This is a genomic window from Chryseobacterium cucumeris (genome assembly GCF_001593385.1).
Classification (GTDB): domain Bacteria; phylum Bacteroidota; class Bacteroidia; order Flavobacteriales; family Weeksellaceae; genus Chryseobacterium; species Chryseobacterium cucumeris.
The window spans coordinates 15,255-34,933 of record NZ_LUVZ01000002.1 but is presented as its reverse complement, the minus strand read 5'-3'; the positions used below and the strand labels follow the sequence as shown (position 1 = coordinate 34,933).

Sequence of the window (19,679 nt, the reverse complement as noted above, 5' to 3'; positions counted from 1 at the left end):
AGAAAGATATCAGAGCAGCCTTTTAATCTGATGGATGAGGCTGTTGAGGATTTAGCAATAGCTTTGAATCCTTTTTTATCTTTTTAGAATGAATAATTTCAAGAAATGAATTATGAATACACACTATCTACAAACATTATCTTACTGATATTCACATTACAATATTAAATGGTAAGGATTGAGCTTTCTTCCGCGACCTTATACTATGGCTGAAGAATGATGTTATATATTGTTCTCTCAGACAGGAACAACATTTCCATCAGCTCGTTGACAATCACTTTCATTTGTTTATCCTGATTACGTTTTACATAATCAATGACAAAATCTTTTCTTTTTTCGACTAATTCTTTACTACGTTTCATATTCTATGGTTAAAAGTTTTTTTTGGTTAAAAAGTTTTTTTTTAATCAGACAGGCTTTCTTCTCTTGCCTGTTGACCTTTTCATTAAGTCATAAGAATCCCTAAAGACGAACATTTCGCCTTCTAAAAAGATGTCTAATTCAATTAATTCTTGTTTTTTTAGAAGCCGGTACCAGGTATTTCTCAATAAATCTTACCCTGACTTCTTTATTTTAAATTTCATTTGCCCTCTAAGAATGTATTAGCAACTTTACTGACAACTATAATTAATCGATATTTTATATGTTGAGCAGAGTATTATTCTACATATTGGGCTTGTTTTTTTATTTTCAGGAAAAAAACAAAGAGCAAAATGATTGCTTTATTCAGATATCTATCAAAAATAAACGCATTTTTATCATTAATGGAACAAATTAAAAACGAACAAAAAACAAATAAAAGCATACAATAAAACGCACTTTTTGCACCTTACAGAGTATTTAAAATTTTCTCTATCCCTACTAGCTCGAGATAAAACAAAAAGATAAAATATCTTTATTTTAAATACCACACATGAAAAACAAACACTTAACTTATTTATTTACATTTAATTAAATACAAAAAACAATATTTTAAAATATTAAAAAAAAATTAAATTTTAAATATAATTTTGTACATTTGTACTGTTCCATCTTAACGACGAAACAAATATACGAACATTGTTCGTTTTTCAAAACAAAAACGAACAAATTATTCATTTTTTTTTACAAATAACTATAAACATATCAAAATGAACTATTTAGAATTCAAAGAAATCAGAAAGAAACTAAACATGAAGCAGGCTGATATAGCAAAATCTATAGGAGTGGGCACCAGAGCCGTGCAATATTGGGAAAAAGGCGAACGAAAAATACCGGAAACTACGGCTTACTTTGTTACGAATTTACTGTTAAAACAACAGGAACTCAATGATGACAGTGCGTCTCCGGTTGTTTTTTCAGATTTAAAAATCATGCACGTTCCATTGGCGAATCAATACGCACAAGCTGGCTATCTGAGTAATTTTGCTGATGAGGAATATATAGAAAGCTTACCCACAATTCCTTTTACAGATGATGTAGAGCACAGAGGTGAATACATGTGTTTTGAAGTAAAAGGAGACAGTATGGATAACGGATCATACGAAAGCTATCTGGAAGGTGATATTATCTTATGCAGAAACATCAGACAGGATTACTGGATGAGTAGACTCCATTACGACAAGTGGGATTTTGTAATCGTTCACAAAGAGAAAGGGATTTTGGTAAAGCGAATCATTAACCATGATGTGGAGAGAGGGATTATTACCCTTCATTCTCTGAATGAATATTATGAAGATTTCGAGATCCATTTGAAGGATGTTGCGAAACTTTTCAATATTATAAGTACAAGACGTAAAAACAACAGAAGATAACTGCCTAGGGAAATAAAATCCTCAATTTCTTGAGGATTTTATTGGGGCATCTCAGATCATTATAGTGTAAGATATTCTAATAACACTGCTCTTCATCGATTCTCTGTATTTCAGCTGATTGCGGATCTACCCAATAAATTAAACCTGGGTTAAATTCTGAATCAGACCTTAGGAATCGTATCCATCTTATTCCGCTTTTTTTGAAATTCTCAGGTGCATTTTGCTCAAACTCTCTTATATTATCCGGTATTGCGAGCATACCATTAGTCAGGTAGATCAAACTTCCTATACCTGGTCTAAAGGGACTTAAAGTTACTTTCATTTTCCAGGCAGGAGATGTTCCGAAACAAAGAGAATCCCGGTTCAGATCATCTACCTCAGACAAGCAGTAAGCTTCTACTCCCCATATTCCTGAGTCAAATTTCACAAAATCCGACCATTCCGAAATTCCATTGGGTCTGCAATATTTTCTTATTCTTATGTATAAAGGAGTTTTATCCGGAATATTTCCATTTCTCATGTCAATATTTTCAAATTGGGTATAATTTACATCACTAAAGCCCACCTTTGAATAAATAATATCTTCATCTTTAAAAGCAGGATCTTTCGCTATCTGGTACTCCAATGCCGCAAGATTACTGGTATTAAAAACCACGTAGTTCATTACCAGCTGCCCATCCTCCAGTACTTTTACATCAAGAACCTTCGGAGTTTCACAGGAAGAGCTGCACCCTCCAACGTTCAATGTAGCATTGCTTTTAGCCACAACTCCATTTACTCCCAGTTCAACATCCAGATTGTAAGTACCCACCTCCTGTATACCAGGCAGTTTTATTGAATTACTATCCTGAAGCACTGCATTCCTTATATCAACAGTTTCTACATTTGTGGATCCCGGTGGATAATTGTATTTCACAGAAGCATCTGTTATTGTCTCGGAAGATTGATATTGTATTTTAAATGAAACATCACATTTTTCCATTATATTATGTTTATTGTTGTTATTTATTTTTCTAGTGTGTAAGGGATGTTGTAATTATTCAAAAAAATAAAAAAACACCCCTTTATATCAGATATAGCACAAAGAATATGTTCCTTAATCCACTCTTATTTCTGCTACATCAACTTCAAATGCATCACTATTAGCATCTTTGACCAAAAGCTGGAATTTATATTTCCCAACCTGTAAATCTTTGATGGTAAGAGTCGGTTCATTAACATTTTCAAGGATTACATCCGGACCTTCTAATTTGCTCCAGAAATACAGAAGCACATCTGCTCCTCTACCCCATCCTTTCAGTCCCAATTCTCTAAAACGTAAATTAGACAAAAGAATATTCTGATTACCACCGGCACTGGCTAAAATAGTGGGCAGCTCAACAATACAGCAATTTTTATTAGGAAAGCTAATGCTATTGATCACAACCGTTGGACGATATTCATTTTTATAAGAAAGAATGTTTGAAGTCACTGAATTATTTTCTCCATCTACTACAACCGCTTTATATAGATTTGTACCAACCCCGTTTATAGAATCTGTAAATGTAGTCCCCGTAAGATTGCCAATAAACACATTCCATGTAGCCCCGTTATTGGTGCTTTTATGAATCTGAATATTGGTAATATCACCATCAGGATCACTTGCATTTACACTAACTGTGTAACTACAAGCAGACTGTGTACATACCCTGTCTTCAATTCCGTCTGTATCAGTCCATTTGATTGATACAACAGGTGGATGATTTTCTTTTTTATAAGACAGAATATTTGAAGTTGTTGCATTGTTTTTTCTATCTGTAACAATTGCTTTATACAATTGTGTACCAGCACTGTTGATGGTATCTGTAAATGAAGTTCCAGTAAGATTACCAATAAACAAGCTCCATGCAGCTCCATTATCAGTACTTTTAAAAATCTGGATAGTTGCAATATCTTCATCCTGATCCGTTGCATAAACGTCTATGGTAAAACTACAAACCGACTGTCTGCATAACCTGTCCTCAACTCCTGAATTATCCTTCCATCTGATCAATGCAGTAGGTGGGTGATTATTCTGATCTTTTTCAATTCCAATATCATCAAATCCCGGAAGATTCACAGTGTCTCCCGCTTCTCTACATGAACCCACCAATCCGAATCTAATATCGTATTTACCTAAAGGCAACTTGATTGATCTTCGCGGATTGTATGATCCAGATTCATAATGCCATCCATTTTCCTGGTCATTTGAATCATAAATATTCAAGCCTGTTACTCCAGTCAGATCTTTAGGTAAATCCCAATCAAATGTGAATGTCTGGGTACCATCACCATTATCAACAACGGAATATTTAATATTTGAAATCACAGGACACTCTTTGGTCAGTGGTAAATTTACAGCTACCGCCTGGGTACAGCCATTACCAATCACCTTCACTCTTACTGTTGGAATCCTTGAAGGATCCAGATTGTAATACTTATAACTCAGATATCCATTTTCATCCGGATTGACAGGGGTCCAAACATCAGTCCCCAGGAAATCCCAGCTGTATGCATAGTCGGCAAAGTTTGCTCCGGAAACTTTAAAGTTTACTATTGTTGCGGTTGAATCTCCTCCAGGATAAATAACAGGTTGAACAACTTCTACTTTTATATCCGGTTCCGAAATCACTTTAATGCTGCAATCAGTAGGTTTTCCATTGACAGTAAAGGTAATTTGCTGATCATAGAACTGTTCTTCCACAGCCTTCGGATCAAAGACATATTGTCCATTGATAAATTTCACACCATTACTGATATTTGCTTTCACAACACCATTCATTGGGGATACTGTAAAAGGTACAGGATTGGATTCAGCACAGATAACAGAAGTTGGCAAACTTAATTTGACAATCGCTTTTGGAGTACAACAGATGTATGGAAGTGAAAAGTCTGCAATAACTTTTGGATTTTTTATGGAATCATAAACCAGGATAAAAGTACCTCCACTTTTTACTCCCCGCTTATGTTCCAATCCCGAATTCTTTTCTACGTATTCATTGAAATAGGCTTTTGACAGGTCTTTATTTCCTTTTAATTCTTCCAAAGACAAGAGCATAATATCAAATCCCAGCTGCAGCTTATCCTTGATTTCTTTTATCTGTTCAAAAGCAACCTGATAATCCATTCCCTGATGACCTTCTATATTATAAAACGAATAGTTATCTATGTTGAGATGTAAAGGATTTTCCTGTTCGGATTTTCCTATTAACACCCAATCCGTATCAAATGTTAGATTGCTGTCAGAAGACCTATTGCTTGTTTTATCAAAGTTCCATGCTTTTAAGAAATCTTCTGTAACCGTGTAATAAAAAGGAATTGCTTTATTACTCAGAGGATTTAATTTTTGTGATGGAGTAATTTTTACCTTTTCCTTATTTCTAATAATATTATCAGGATTAAAATATCCTACTTGCTGATTAAAGCGATTAATCAGGGTTTTAACTTTTTGGGTTGCTTTATCATCATCCAAAGCAGGCGAGTTATAAAACTGGTGTCTTGAGAAATCCAATTGGAGATCTGATTGTAATTTCCCAAGCATGATGTGTTTAGGAAAAGAAACAAAATCCGGAAGACATTTGGTGAATGCTTTGGGAAGCAATTCTATAATTTCAGAATAGGTATCCATTAAATCCTTTACGACATCATAAGCATACTGAAACCCTGAATCCTGATTAAAAATTCTGGTAAATGATGCTTTAAATGTATCATGGTTGGCGGTTGAAATCCCTACTATTTTACCGATTGCATCCATTCTATCAAAAACCATCTTCCCAAAATTTGTTTTATCCAGAGCTTTGATATATATATTCTTTAAATCAGAAGCGCTCAACTTTTTTTCTGAAACAAACTGTTCTAAAATAACCCGGTTTTGTTTCACCGGCTCCATGATATCTTCGATAAACAAAGGATGAGGCTGAAGACGATCTTTTCTTTTCAGTTGAACCTCACCTGTTATGGGGTCAGGTAGCGTAAAACCATCTTCTCCAAGAATATGATTGATCCCACTTGCAGTAGTAACTAATACTTTAAGGTTTCTGATTTGTTGTATTCCATGATTATCACAATCAACTCCTCTACAAGGTTTAATTTCTTTTTCATAGTCTTCCAAATACAGCAGCAGGTACTTGTCTTCTAAATTTGTAAGACTATTAATAGGTTGAAAATCTGATATTGCTTCCTGAGCTGTTGCCAATTCCCATAGTTCAATCTGCTCGCTTCCCTCGTAAAATGACGGGTATTTTATTTTAAAATTATCATATATTTTAAAATGGGTGAAGTCTTTATTTGCCAGATCAACCGTCTTCAGATCACTCATGTACAGATCTTCACTCTTCTTACTCGTATTGTTCAGGGTTAATAAATCGCCGTCGGTGGTAAGTGCTACTCCCTGAGAAAGCTGTATACTGCTGAGCAGCCTGTTTTTATAAATAAGGTTTGGTTTGAGACCGCATACAATACCCACTCCCTGCAGCAATACTCTGGACAAACGGTCCTGATCTTCGAAAAAATCCAGGAACTCATTGAACTGATCAGGATCTTCTATATACTGCCCTTTACTGAATTTACGGTATTGGACTGCTATATTACTTAATTGATTCTTCATTATTGTTCATTTTTAATGATTTATTAAGGTCTTTTAATAAACTTCATAGACAATTCAGACTGTCTATGAAGTTATTATCTGACTATTATTTTGTCACTCCTGTACAAGGGTTTATTTTCAGGAAATTCCCGTTTGGATATCCTTTATAAATAGGAACTGTAGCGTTTGCTAAGTAAATTTCCGTATAAGCAACATCCTGGTGGCAACCAGTAGGTGGTCTGTTATTAACTGGTAAAGCACATTCCAGTGAAAACTCTACAAAACCATCTGATGATTGTGATGCCATTTGCTTAGCTTCAGCCTGAGTAATGATAATTTCATTATATCTGCTCAATGCAGGAGTACCTGGTTTATGGTTACCTCTATCCTGATTACCTCCTGTATTACTTAAATGGATATTTCCAATAAAGCCAGGGTATGGATTGACCCCTCCTATTACAATATCATTTCCTTTTAAGTTGAAAGTAGCATCATTACAAACGTGGCCTTGGTCTACATCATCTCTGTACTGAATAACCACTCTCATCCCACTTAAACATGCAATAGTGGATTGACCTTTTAATTTTAGCGGAGCTAATTTATAGACCGTACTACAGCCGTTAGCATTGGTTACTGTAAGTGTTGGATTGAAAGTTTTTTCTTGTCCTGCAACAAGTTTATATACATGGAGTTTTTTGTTAGCAGGTGCCTCATTATGGATGATTGGAGTACCATCATCAAAATTCCAGGTAAATGTAACCCCTGTAAAGTCTCCGGTAACATTAAATTCAACCGTAGCATCCGGATTGTTTGCATTTTCGTCCATCGTAGGAGCATCATAACTCACAGTACCGGTAGTAACAGATACGTTTGGCTGTGCGTACACTACCATTTGTGCTTCAACAGGATCATCATTAACGGTAAACGTAATCGTCTGTCCGAAATAAGCTGCGTTAACCAGACCAGGATCGAAGAAGCTTTGACCTCCGGATTGTGTAACTGCAGGAATCGGAGCACCATTCACAAATGCTTTTACTTGTCCGTCTAACGGAACAATGGTCATCAACACCGGAGCATCTTTCTGACATAGTTTGTTTGCCGGTAACGACAGGAATGCAGGATCCTTTTTAGAACAACACAGATAAGGCAGTGAAAAGTCCGCAAGAACCTGATTTTCATCTTCTGAGTAATAAATCAATGCGAAAGTTCCGCCCGGCTCTACTCCTGCCTTATGTTCAAGGCCCGATTTTCTTTCTAAGAATTCGCTTAAAAGCTCACTTACCACATCGTCTTTTTTAGGATCCTGTTTTACTACTGTAACGCCATCTGAAGATCCTTCTTTTGAGAATTCAGCCTGGTTCAGCAATCTCAGCTGTTCATCCAGTTTAGAAATGTTCAGTAAAGTACTCTGTGAATTAAGTGTTCTGTTGCTAACATCGCTGGAAATGGATATCAGCTGCTTTCTGAGTTCATCAATAGATACTGTTTTTTCACGGATTGGCGGCTCGCTACCAGGCTTTCCTCCTTTTTCCAAAACCAATGCAATGACATCAAAAGCTAATCCGTATTGTGTTTTAAGATCATTGATGTTTTGCAATGCTGTTTTATAAGGCATTCCCAGGTGACCTTCAATTCTATAAAAATCATTATTGTCAATGTTATAATTCAGTGGATTCTGGATAAAATCTTCTCCTGCTAAATTGGCTGTATGATAGCTTAAATTGTAAGCTGCCCTATCGGTTTTTGTTTTTTCAAAATTCCATTGGGCTAACAAGGATTTGTCTACGTTATAGTAATATGGTATTGCCTTATTACCTAATCTTACATTCATATTTGAAGGCGTAATTTTAATTCGTCCAATATAGGTTTGAAATCCATTAACCTTCTGTACAAAACGATTGGCAAGCATTACAACTCTCTCATAATTCTCGTCATCATTGGTAGTAATAGGTGAATTATAAAAACTGTGACGGAAAGGGATATATTTTCCTAATTCCTGCTTTGCTCCGACTGGCCCTAACATAAGGTGCTTAGGAAATGAAGCAATATCCGGACAGCATTCAGCATTCAGATGCAGGATCAGCCCTTTTATTTCGTTGTAGGTGTCAATTAAGTCTTTTAATAAATCATATCGGTATTGATAATCTTCTAAGCCTGGAGAAGTGCTTGTCAGCAAAGGGTTCAGTTTATCAAAAAGCGTCTGCCCACCCAGATTCATATTTACGTTAAAAGCTCCTGCAATAGAGGTAAAACCATCACTTAATTCTGCAACAGTACTGATAGCACCTTGAAATTTTGTTTTTAACTGCGGCGCGGTTTTTACAAGAGGATCCAGAATAACTCTTTTCGCCTCTATATGAGGTAAACTGTCAAAAAGCTTTTCATAAGTATTGTGCTGCTTATAGATCGCATCTTTTGCGTCACCTTTCGTGATAAGCTCTGAAACAGATGCAGAATCTGCCAGAAGCACTTTAAGATTAGCAACCTGCTCTGCTCCATTGTTGTCACAATCTGCATCCTGACATGGGGTTTCATCATTAGAATAACTTTCCAGATACAGAATTACAATTTTATCATTTAATGAACTGTAAATCTCTCTTACCTGTTTAAAATCTGCAGCATTAGCTCCTTCGTTCACTAACTGTGTGTACTCTTGTGTTGTAAACAGTTCTAAAAGAGGAATTTGCTGTCCTCCGATACGAAAATGCTCATACCCCAGAACATCAACATAATTTCTATAATATCTGTAATTTTTAGCATCGAAATCTATAACAGCCTCTGATTTTTTGCTTGCTGCCTGACGCAGTGTTATCAAGTCTCCATCAGTAGTAACCCCGGCTCCCTGTGTAATCATAATAGTATCAAGAGGAATCTCAAGATCCATATCTCCGGGTCTGGATGTTTTTTCTGTTAAAGTAGGTAAGATTTCAAGTTCCACATATTTTGATTGAAAACCGCATACCACTCCTACGCCGCTCAGTCGGGTTCTTGATAATCTGTCCTGATCTTCAAAATAGTCTATAAATTCGTTTAATTGCCCTTCTGTTAACGCCTGATTGTCGTTGAACTTTCTATATTGGGTTGTTACATTGTCTAATTTAGTGTTCATTATTTTTCATTTTTTTTGATAAGTTCGATTGTCCTAATATGATCTTTCCGTCCAGCGTGTCGTTATCATTGGCATCACAGTCTAAAAGTCTTCCTGGTCGATAAATATTGTTTAAATGGCTGAGAGCATTCAGTAAATCCGTAATGCTGTTTCCAAGATTCGTAATATTATTTCTCGATTTATCTGAGAGGTATTTTTTAAATGCTGCTTCAAATTCGGCCAAATCGTTCTGAGCTGTTTGTTTTTCACTCAAACGGTCTCCCACCCAGCAGATTTTTGCTAAAACATGAGCAGGGATCTCCTGCCTGATCACGGTTTCCGCATAACGTCTGAAATCCGGATCCTGGAAACGGTAAGCAAACCCCGGAAGGACAACACTTACCCTGTAAGAATAAGGATCAAACACATCCACATCTGTTTCACAACCTTCACAAGAAGACATAAAGGCTTCCGAATATTCTATCGGATCTGTTGCAGGGTTTTCTTCCTCCAGATCATACATGATTCTGAAAGTACCTCCGATAGACATACAGCCAATACCTCCCATGAGTTTATAATCCTTAGTGGTTGGCTTTAATAACAAGTGCTCAACAAGGAAAATACCCTCTTCTGTAAATTCATACTTGAAATACTTCACCGTTGCCTTAATTCCGTCTTTCAATTCTTTCAAATCTGAATAAGGGCTGGTTTTTTTGTGGACAGCAATTACATTTTGTTCATCGGTATCATCTACAATTTCAAAATAATAGTTACCACCCAATGAAACACGGATTTTTATATTTCCAATGAAACAGTATCCCTTTTCACATGCTTTTAATTTTTCCAATGTAACTTCAGGATGTTTCTCATCTAAGATGTCTAATGCATTCTGAAGATCTTCCTCATCAATCTGAATGGTTTGATAAATGGCATCATTCAGGTTTTTTATAGCAATATGCTCAGTCGTATAGCTATTTACAGATGATAAGATAATATTACTGCCGGCATCTTTTATTTTCCAGGTATAAGTATTTTTACCAGCATTATCTGTTGTTTCAATAATGGATACCGGCGTTTGAGATAAGTTTCTCTGAGTATAATCTTTAATCCCCAGCAAGCGGGCAATTCTTTTCTGAACACCTGAAATATTACTGGTATTCCAAAGATCTGAATCTCCAATTAAGGTATAATTATATCCCAACCCTCTGTCTTTACTTAATGATGAATATTCTTTCAGGAAATTTTCTTTGTTGTTTAAGACAATTTCATCGGTGGATTTCCCATACAATGATTTCATTAAGAAGGTATAGTCGCTGAATGTTTCAGCAAAACGGGAGATCAGATGATCCAAAACTTCGTTTCGGCGTTCCACACTGTTATCCAGCTCTTCATATAACGAATCTGTAAGTTGATCATCACTCTCAGTATCATAGTCAGAAACCAGTTCATCAAAGCCTTTAATATTCTTAAGAGTCTGGGTAAAAAAGGTTCTTTTTAACTTACCATTAATGCTTAACACTTCTTTTACTTTTTCCAGGTGTTTGAAATAGCCGGCAAGGATCTGATCAAAAAATAACAAATACCCTTTCATTTGTTTGGCCAGGGCTTCTCTCTCCGGGGATGGATTTCCAATAATTCCAGATTCTCCTACTCCATAGGTATCCGGGAATTCATTCAGAATAGTAGCGTAGTTCGCAATATCATATGAAGTTCCTTGTGGCAATATCAATTCTTTATTCTGCCTTGCATCTTCTCTAAGTACTTCTTCTTCTCTTTTAAGGGTTTCTAAGTAATCCTGAACTTTTTTGTCATTGATATTTAACGGAAGAGATCCTTTGCTGTAACTGAATGAACTCAGTTCACACAGTTCCGGTTTTCTGCCTTTTTCAACACAGATCAGCCAATCATTATTTTGTTTGATCACACTGTCACAACCTGCAATAGACACGTCATGAATTTCTTTAACCCCATCAATTTTCATGATTTCACTGATGATATCGGAAAGACGAACTTCTGTTCTTAACTGGCTGTTTTTAAGCTCTTCCGTATCGATAAAGCCATTCTCAAGAAGCGGACCTTCAAAAATCTGATCTGTGGTCAGACCTTTGTCCAGCATTTGTTTCAGCGAATAAAAATGAACCTCCGGAGACAGATAATTATTGATTGTTCTGATGACTTTAGCATGCACCAGTTCTTCATCTGCTTTGCTGACAAGTCCGATACGGGCACACACTGCAACTTTCTGTATTTCAACTTCTTTAATTTCTGCCAGGTCTTCACAAAGCCCTCTATTAGCATGATAACTGTCTAATATTTTTATATTGACATTGGATTTTTCACATCCGATACCATCCGCATCAATATCTTCAGCGTAATCTACATAAAGGTCGTACAATCCTTTTATGTTAAAACTTTTTGTCTTTTCTCCGATAGGTTTAAAGTCTAAATCCCCGGTTTTACAATCGACATATAATTTTTCATTTTTAGGAACCAGCCAACAGTTACGGATTGGTCTTTTAAGACTTCCAGCCGTGCTGATATCGATAAACAACTTTCTGTAGTCCAGTTCGTTTAAAGGTCTTGAAGGTAAAATTTCTGCAGCCTTTAAAAACTGGGTATGAATGTCTTTATTTGCATCATCAGATGCTAAGATATCTTCCATGTTCAGGTTCATCCTCATCCCAAGATCCGTTATGGCATAACTTAAAACTTCCAGAGTGGTGATACCAGGATCATGAGAGTTATAATCGGTCCAGAGTTTTCCTCCTAACTTTTCTATGTATTCAATTCCTGTTTTGCGTAGAAAATGAAAATCTGTCTGATCCCCGGTTTCTATATTTTTTGATATACTAATATGTTTATTTTCTGACATGATTATGTTTCTTCTTGTTTATTATTAAATACATACCTGTTCTGTAATCGTGACATTGTGCTGCTTGGCAGATACCAGAATTGATTTTGGATCAACTTCAATTAAAGATTGTCTTTGCAGGACATTATTCACAAATATTTTAATCTCATCAATGTAATCCACATAATACAACTGCTCCAGATAATTAACCAACTGATTAATATTCAGTTCTACATTAAAATCAATATTTTCAGAGTCTGTAAAAGCCCATGGCGATATATATTTTTTAATATCTTCGTCCAGCTGTTTGATGTAAAATGCTTCATCATACTCCTCAAAGAACCTGACCTTTGTTTCTACTTTTGCTTCTTTATAATTGGGATTAATGACCTGAGCTTTCACGTGCATTGTATTTAATTCATTTACATAATTTTGAATTTTATTCAATGAAGCACGGCTTACTCTCGGCTGATAGACATCAAAAGCATTTTTATTTTTAATATTCGGAACCACCATCAGGGTCACATGGCCCGGCGCCATATATGAATCTTCGGAAGTATGATTTAAACATTTTACCTTAAAGACTTCCGGGAATTCCTGCAATACCAAATGTTCGTAATCCCATTGGGTAATGGCTCTGTGCTTATGTCTTAATCGTTCACTTACCCGTCTGTAAAACTCCGTATCTGTTTCCTTGTATTTACCATCAAACGAGTTATAAGGCTGGCTGACAGATTTTACCTGAGGAACTCTGGTGATAAGCTTAGTAATGGTTTTCGCTTCCAGTCCGTTATTGAGATGAGACAGGTCATTATCCTGATTCTCGAAGGTTGCTAAAACAGCCTGAGTGTAGATCCCCTGGATTTTGCATACGGCATCATAACTTCTTTGTGATCTGGCTCTGATCCAGACTAATCCATCGGTAAATCTTGTATGGCTTTTATCGATATCTTTAGGTACCTTAAACTTGACAATCCCTGATTCCAGGAACTTTCTGGGCTCGTTTTGCAGCATATAATCCGACAAACTTTTCCATGTATTGTTTGAAAGGATATTCCATTCTATAAATTCTTTTTCAAGGAAAGTATCCACCAGAGGGTTTTCACTTCCTTCCAGCATTTGAATTAATAGAGACACGGTAGTCTGGGGCATTGCTTCCAGACCGATGTACAATTCACCTCCGTTTTGGTGTACCGGTACAATGCTTTTGGTTTCGACTTCCTTTTCGTATTGACCGAACACGTCTTCGTGATACAGCTGTACTTCTTTATTTTTTGAAGCTTCTCCGGCAGATTCTTTTTCCAGATACGAGTACACATTTTCTTTCGCGCTGTAATTCAGCTCTATATCTTCAGCAAAAGGAATATATGGCTCGTTAGGAATAAGTTTTTTAAAGCTCGGATTACTTGATAATGCCAATGTATACAGTTTAGGGTATACATCCTGTAATGACGACTGGTTCAGCGTTACTCTGATCGTCTCACTTGTTCCGGCTTTATTACTTGCATTATTTACGGAAAACTGGATTTTATAAGCGTCTTTTACTTTCGTGAATACATCAATATCATTAGCCTTTTCATACCAGATTTCCTTATCCAGCAAGGCAACATCTGCTTTAAAATAAGCGTCAGAACCTACGATTGAGGAGCTTTTTAAGGCCTCAAAATCAGTCAAGCTGATATTTTGATTTGGCTGAATAACATATCCGCTGTATAAATCTTTTATAGAATCCGGAGCATTCTTCCAATTGATCGTGATGTCTGCATTTTGCCATTTTTTGGAAAACAGTTCAGGACATTTGATATAGAAATTAGATCCTTTAACAGGTTGTGCGGTGAAAGGATAATAAGGCTTTTCTGAATTTAACGCCCCATTGTCATTTTCTAGCTGAATAGATTTTACTCCCTTTACATCAACTGCTATTTCGATGTTCTTTATTGATTTTTCTGAAAGAGCTTCATACACATCATAGTATTTTTCTCCTTCAATCATCAATCTTACTACAGGAAAGCTGGTTTGAAATGTTTCTGCCAGCACTTCTTTATTGTATTTAACAACAGCCGGGAACTCTTTTTGTAATGTAATAGAAAGTTCTAATCTTTCTTCTTCGTTTTTAATACATGTTAAATCAGCACCTGATAACCATTCTTTCTCTCCGCTGCAAAGCACTTTGATATTATTTTTAATCTCTGTTTTTGAAAGGCTTTGTAATTTCTGGGTTGAGTTCTTATTAAAATCAATCTTAAGAGTAATGGTACGCTCTCCTTCTTTTAAATCAAGTAATGAGGATGCTATGGAAAAACCCAGTTTGGCTTTTGGAAGTTCCTTATAAATAGATTTATTGGAAACGGTTTCATCAGAATTATATCCAAACGGCCACCAATAATTGTTGTTTTCCGGCAATTTATCACCCAATCCGTCAGCAGAGTTGGCTACGGGAGCCATTTTCAGTTCTCTGTTTTCCACGTCATTTAAAAAACTTTTGATCTCAACTACTTTTGCCTGATTGGCTATAAGTTCATCACCTGTTTTGTAAATTCGTTTTTTGCCATTAGCATCTTTATTCCCATCCAGTAATGTACCGGCTGGAATTTTTTCCTGAATCGCTTTTTTGGCGAGTTCAAAAATCACATAAACTTTGTCTGATTTGGCATCATTTTTCTCAATTTGAAGAATTTCATTATAATAGAAATCCAGGTGCCTTTTCGTCAGATTATTGAAGGCTTTTTTTGAGAAATCCAATAATTTTAAAAAGCAAACAAATAAAGTCAGGTGAGGTGTCAGGCTGCTATCCTGTTCAAACTGGGACATAAGATCTGTAACCTGTTTTTTCATACTTTTATACTCAACGCTTTCTCTACGCGGGATAGGATCGGCATCATCACCCAGAAAGAAGTTTCCCCACTTTCCTTTGGGTTTTGTATTATCATCTTTGTCAAAATAGTTTACATGTTGAGCAAAATTGTTTGCGAATAATAGCCAGTCAAACAAATCGAAATCGTGTAACTCAAGATTCCCAGGATCTAGTTCTGCTAAAAAGCGCTGCATTTGTGATTTTCCTTCACGATAATGTGAAAATGTATCTGTTTTTTTCATTTGTTTATATTTATCTTTCTATGGTCAGATGCAATACTTATTGTAGTGTTTGGTAGTATTCAAAATGGCTACAGACATCCCGTAATTCATTATATTTCGGTAGCTTCTCCTTTGTAAAAAGGGAAAACCATATTGCTTCTTGTATTAGTATTTCTTACTTCGTAGTCAACTTGTATTAAAACTTCACCCTGAAGTTCTTCCTGAGTATCAATTTCAATACTTAGAATATTGATTCTGGGCTCATGATATAAAATAGCACGCTCAACGATTCCTTTCATTTGGGTAATCAGCGTTAAGTCCAGAGGTTTAAAGAGCATTTCCTGCAAGTCACACCCGTAATTTGGGAACATGACACGTTCACCAGGGCGTGTTGACAATAAAATCTTAAGGCTGTTATTGATGTCTTCTACATCTTTGGTCATGACCAGTTTTCCTTCAGTCTCGTTAAACTCAGGCGGAAAACTCCAGCCTGTTCCTAAAAAATCTGTATTTATTTTCATACGTTATTTGTTATATTGAATGTTCACATCCTGCATCTGTGCATAGAGTTTTTGGTTATTCTAACCGTTTTATTATTGATGTTTTACATTTTTATGTTGAGTCGGATTCTATGTATATGGGAGCTTATGATGGCATTAAAGCTGTCTTCCCTATTATCCGCCTATTAAAACAGTAGCATCACCTGCGGTTATTACCCCTCCATGAGCGGTAGAATCTCCCATTCTGGCGGCAGGTTTTCCGCCTATCAATACGCTTGAAGATCCTGACGCAATGGTGTCCGGTGGCCCTGTACATACTGCTTTATCTCCTTGTCTTGCTGCAGGCATTCCGCCGATAAGTACCGTGGGTTCTCCTGCCGGAATAATAGGACCTCCTACATGGGGAACTGTTCCTGTTACCATAGGACAGGTATGCATATCTGTAATTCTTGCTGCCGGTTTCATGATTATTAATTAATTTTAACTTGAGATCCTTTTACTACGGTTACTGCTCCTGATTTAAGCTCTGAACCAGAACTTCCTTCTGCTTTGAACTGAGCGCTTGCTTTTACATTGATATTCGTTCCTTCCATATTGATATCACCCTTTGCTTTGATCTTGATGTCTTTCCCGCTTTCCATACTAATACCATCTTTGTTAAGGGTAAGAATATTAGAATGTTCGTCTTCTATTTTAATAACATCTGCATCTTCATCTACAATCACTTTTTTGCCTTTTGGGGTTTCGAGCGTATATGAAATTTTGTCATCATTAAAGATCATTTTCATTTTGCTTCGGGTCACAAATCCTTTTTCATGGTTATCATCAGAAGCTACAATGGGAGCAGGTTTTGCACTACTGTTCAGCATTCCAAGTACCACAGCATCATTGGGATCATCATTAATAAATCCGATAATGACTTCGTCTCCGATTTCCGGTCTGAAGAATGATCCTCTGTTTTCTCCTGCATCAAGGGTGGCTATTCTTGCCCAAATCCCTTCTTCTTCGTTATTAATGATAGGAATCTGTACTAAAATTCTATCTTCTCCGTCCGGATCTGATTCCAATTGAGACACTACTCCTACATGCAATCCGCTTATGGCAGGAATAATTCCTGAACCTGGCATTTCACTTACATCATAGGTTTCTGAGAACCATGTTGGAGAAAGTCCGAACTGAGCGTCTACCAGCCAGTTTCCTTCAGCAATTTCATGGCGGACACCGGTTACGTATATTTTTCCGTTGAATCGGTTTCCAACGCCTTGCAGTGTCAAAGTAACTCCCGGTTTCACAGATGGAATTCCCTGGAATTTTACTCTTCCTCTTGTTTTGGCTAATTGCTGGAAGGTTGCTTTGGCATCACCCCATTCCTGCAGTTCTCCCTGAGTGAGGTTTCCACCATGTTTAAGCTGCAGGTCTTCGATTCCGAAAACATCTGCTAAATCACCTGATGAAAGATTTCCGTTGAGGTTGACAGCAGGATCCTGAGCTTCCACTTCAGTCAGTTCCTGATCGGTATAGCTCCATGTTTTGGCTGTAATCTTGTTGAACTGGTCTCTGGCATCAATTTCTCCGTCAAATTCATGTACAGATGATCCGTAAACCACTGTTTCTACGGCTTCACCACTAAAATCAGGTTTAGCGATTTTGATAGTTCCGTCTTCAACAGAGCAAAGTTTACCGTTGGCCTGCGCTCTGGTAAGCATAAAATCCCAATCGGAAGCCTGGTACTGAACCAATTCCTTATGTGAATTGGAAGTCGTTTCAACATCGGCAGTAAGTCCGTTATTACCTACCAATTCTTCAATAACATCACTGTCTGTACTTTCGTAGAAATATTTGCTTTTTCTTCCTAAGGTCATTTTTACAGCCTTATCTCTGCATTCTACAATCAGATAAGAAGAACCGTTTCTGATTTTGATATTGTGCTTTACGACAACTCCTTTAAAAATGGTTTCCTCTTCAGAATGGTATCCAGCGGTGATCTCAATTTCTTTTCCGGGAATTAACAGATCTTCATTACTGAGCTTGAAATCCTGCTCCGGTACACTTCCGTCTAAAATAACAATCCGGGCATAAGGAATTCTGTTGAATTCTTTTTCCACGATAATGCTTTTCACCCCGTACTTCCCCGGCAGTTCTGTGCCTCCAGACATCACCTTATAGGTAACTAAATCTGGATTTTTTGCTGTTTGTATGTATCCGCTATTATTCATGTTATGAAACTTTTTCTAACGGCGGAAAGAATAATTCCTGGCCTGGTTTTAACTGTCTGAAGTTGACAAGATTATTTATTTTAGCTACTTCCAGATAATATTTGGAATCTCCGTAAATTCTTTCGGTCATTAATGGTAGTGTATCTTCTGCCTGTACCGTTCTTTTATGGGTAAGATCCGGAGATTGCAGATTTTCAATTTTACCGGCAAGTTTCGGACTTGTTGATTCACTGAACGTTGCCTTTCCTATAGCTCTTAAGGGCTGGCCTTCATTGTCAAATAGCTTATATTCTAACGTTAATTCAGAAAGTACCCCTTTAAATTCAAAACTACCCCAGTTAAGAATAACATTATAGGGTTTATGAATAGAGCCTTCGAGCTCACCTGTCGCCTTATAAAAATCTTCAATCTGTTTTGTTACAGCTGTTTTTGCAAAAGATTTTCCTTTAATTTTATTGATCAGTTTAATACCGGAATTTGCTTCCGTAACTCCTGTCCCATCAAATAGAAATTCTAATTGCAAATCAGGTGAAGCTGATGAGGTATATCCTAAATTAGGTTTAGAGTTACCATCTGCCTGGTCTTTATTATATTTCGTTTTATAGGTCATGGAAAAACCTGTCGGATTGATAAAAGCTTTAAAAGCACCGCTCTGAATTCTTTTATCATAATCAGAGTTTTCGTAGGTTCCGATTGTTAGTTTTTGAATTGCTCCTCTCATTATCTTTCTTTTTTACGGTGTTCTATCTTTGCTGCCTGTTCTACACTTTCGCTGATGGCGCGCATGAGCTGTGCTTCATCTACCGATGTGGCAGTTGTAGTTGCTTCTGCTTTTTCGTCCACATTTATTTTAATGTGAAGCTCTTTTATTTCTATTGGCATTTCGTTTGTTTTTTAATGATCATTAATATTCAAAACACTAATAACCAATGATTTAACATGTTTATTTAAAAAAATCCAAGCACATGAAGGGTGTGTTCAGTCTCTGTTATAGACCAATCTGTTGTTTTTTTATGAAAAAAGATTTGGGTAAAATTTATCTTTAAACTAACACACGTTCAAGTGCTTAGATTTGATTTAGAAATTACAAGCCTAAGCTTGCTAACGATGAGGGTATTGTGAAATATCTATATTTCAGTTCTATTGTTTCAATAGCAAGTTTGCTTTCTTCTGCGTTGAATTCGGATACTTCCCATCTTACGGGGTATGCTCCCACTACATTCCAAACCATTAGGGGTGCTGTAGACTGAATCCCGCCTGAAAGAGTAATGATCAGGTCTCTGGGTTCAAACTGGAAGTTTTCCATCGCATTTCTACACCAGCTTATCAATCCGGAACTTACGATTAATCCACGCTTAAGAACTAAATTAGGATATTTGGGTCTCAAAGGAAGCTGGTGTGTAAACCTGTTTTCGCCTCCTTCGGCATATTCTTCAGTTCCAATTTCTGTTGATAAACCAGATATAGATTGAAATCTGGAGTCAATACCCTCTGTTGTTGAAATCCCGTTAACAATAAAAGAGAAACTGGTTGGAGGATATAAAACTGCCATG

At 36.6% G+C, this 19,679-nt stretch carries 13 protein-coding genes; 1 reads left to right on the top strand and 12 read right to left on the bottom strand.

Features of this window, described 5'->3' with window-relative positions; translation table 11 throughout:
• Positions 1 to 203: 203 nt before the first annotated feature.
• On the bottom strand, positions 204 to 362 hold the full coding sequence (locus A1704_RS24390; RefSeq protein WP_156106583.1) for a hypothetical protein: 159 nt from the start codon (positions 360 to 362) through the stop codon (positions 204 to 206).
• 768 nt (positions 363 to 1,130) lie between these two features.
• Here A1704_RS24390 and A1704_RS06415 point away from each other — a divergent pair.
• Complete coding sequence (locus A1704_RS06415; RefSeq protein WP_062671670.1) at positions 1,131 to 1,793, top strand: S24 family peptidase; 663 nt, start codon at positions 1,131 to 1,133, stop codon at positions 1,791 to 1,793.
• A 76-nt stretch (positions 1,794 to 1,869) separates the two neighbouring features.
• Here A1704_RS06415 and A1704_RS06410 read toward each other — a convergent pair whose 3' ends face one another.
• From A1704_RS06410 to A1704_RS06365, 11 genes are all read right to left on the bottom strand, one after another.
• Positions 1,870 to 2,775 (bottom strand): hypothetical protein, encoded by a 906-nt coding sequence (locus A1704_RS06410; RefSeq protein WP_062671669.1) that lies wholly within the window; start codon positions 2,773 to 2,775, stop codon positions 1,870 to 1,872.
• 114 nt (positions 2,776 to 2,889) lie between these two features.
• Positions 2,890 to 6,417 (bottom strand): PKD domain-containing protein, encoded by a 3,528-nt coding sequence (locus A1704_RS06405; protein ID WP_062671667.1) that lies wholly within the window; start codon positions 6,415 to 6,417, stop codon positions 2,890 to 2,892.
• An 85-nt stretch (positions 6,418 to 6,502) separates the two neighbouring features.
• Positions 6,503 to 9,505, bottom strand: a complete 3,003-nt coding sequence (locus tag A1704_RS06400) for a PKD domain-containing protein (protein WP_062671665.1) — start codon at positions 9,503 to 9,505, stop codon at positions 6,503 to 6,505.
• Positions 9,495 to 12,356: a hypothetical protein gene (locus A1704_RS06395; RefSeq protein ID WP_062671663.1), complete on the bottom strand. Its 2,862-nt coding sequence runs from the start codon at positions 12,354 to 12,356 to the stop codon at positions 9,495 to 9,497. Before A1704_RS06395 ends, A1704_RS06400 begins: the two co-directional genes overlap by 11 nt.
• Before the next feature lie 24 nt (positions 12,357 to 12,380).
• Complete coding sequence (locus A1704_RS06390) at positions 12,381 to 15,431, bottom strand: baseplate J/gp47 family protein (protein WP_062671661.1); 3,051 nt, start codon at positions 15,429 to 15,431, stop codon at positions 12,381 to 12,383.
• 89 nt (positions 15,432 to 15,520) lie between these two features.
• On the bottom strand, positions 15,521 to 15,931 hold the full coding sequence (locus A1704_RS06385; RefSeq protein WP_062671659.1) for a GPW/gp25 family protein: 411 nt from the start codon (positions 15,929 to 15,931) through the stop codon (positions 15,521 to 15,523).
• Positions 15,932 to 16,084: 153 nt separating this feature from the next.
• Positions 16,085 to 16,375 (bottom strand): PAAR domain-containing protein, encoded by a 291-nt coding sequence (locus A1704_RS06380; RefSeq protein WP_034699500.1) that lies wholly within the window; start codon positions 16,373 to 16,375, stop codon positions 16,085 to 16,087.
• Positions 16,376 to 16,380: 5 nt separating this feature from the next.
• On the bottom strand, positions 16,381 to 18,126 hold the full coding sequence (gene vgrG / locus A1704_RS06375) for a type VI secretion system tip protein VgrG (RefSeq protein WP_062671657.1): 1,746 nt from the start codon (positions 18,124 to 18,126) through the stop codon (positions 16,381 to 16,383).
• A 1-nt stretch (position 18,127) separates the two neighbouring features.
• Entirely contained in the window at positions 18,128 to 18,847 is a 720-nt protein-coding gene (locus tag A1704_RS06370) for a CIS tube protein (RefSeq protein WP_062671655.1), read from the bottom strand.
• Positions 18,847 to 19,008: a DUF5908 family protein gene (locus A1704_RS24720; protein ID WP_167348777.1), complete on the bottom strand. Its 162-nt coding sequence runs from the start codon at positions 19,006 to 19,008 to the stop codon at positions 18,847 to 18,849. Before A1704_RS24720 ends, A1704_RS06370 begins: the two co-directional genes overlap by 1 nt.
• Before the next feature lie 202 nt (positions 19,009 to 19,210).
• Positions 19,211 to 19,678: a phage tail protein gene (locus A1704_RS06365; protein ID WP_047388278.1), complete on the bottom strand. Its 468-nt coding sequence runs from the start codon at positions 19,676 to 19,678 to the stop codon at positions 19,211 to 19,213.
• Between the last annotated feature and the right edge of the window lies 1 nt (position 19,679).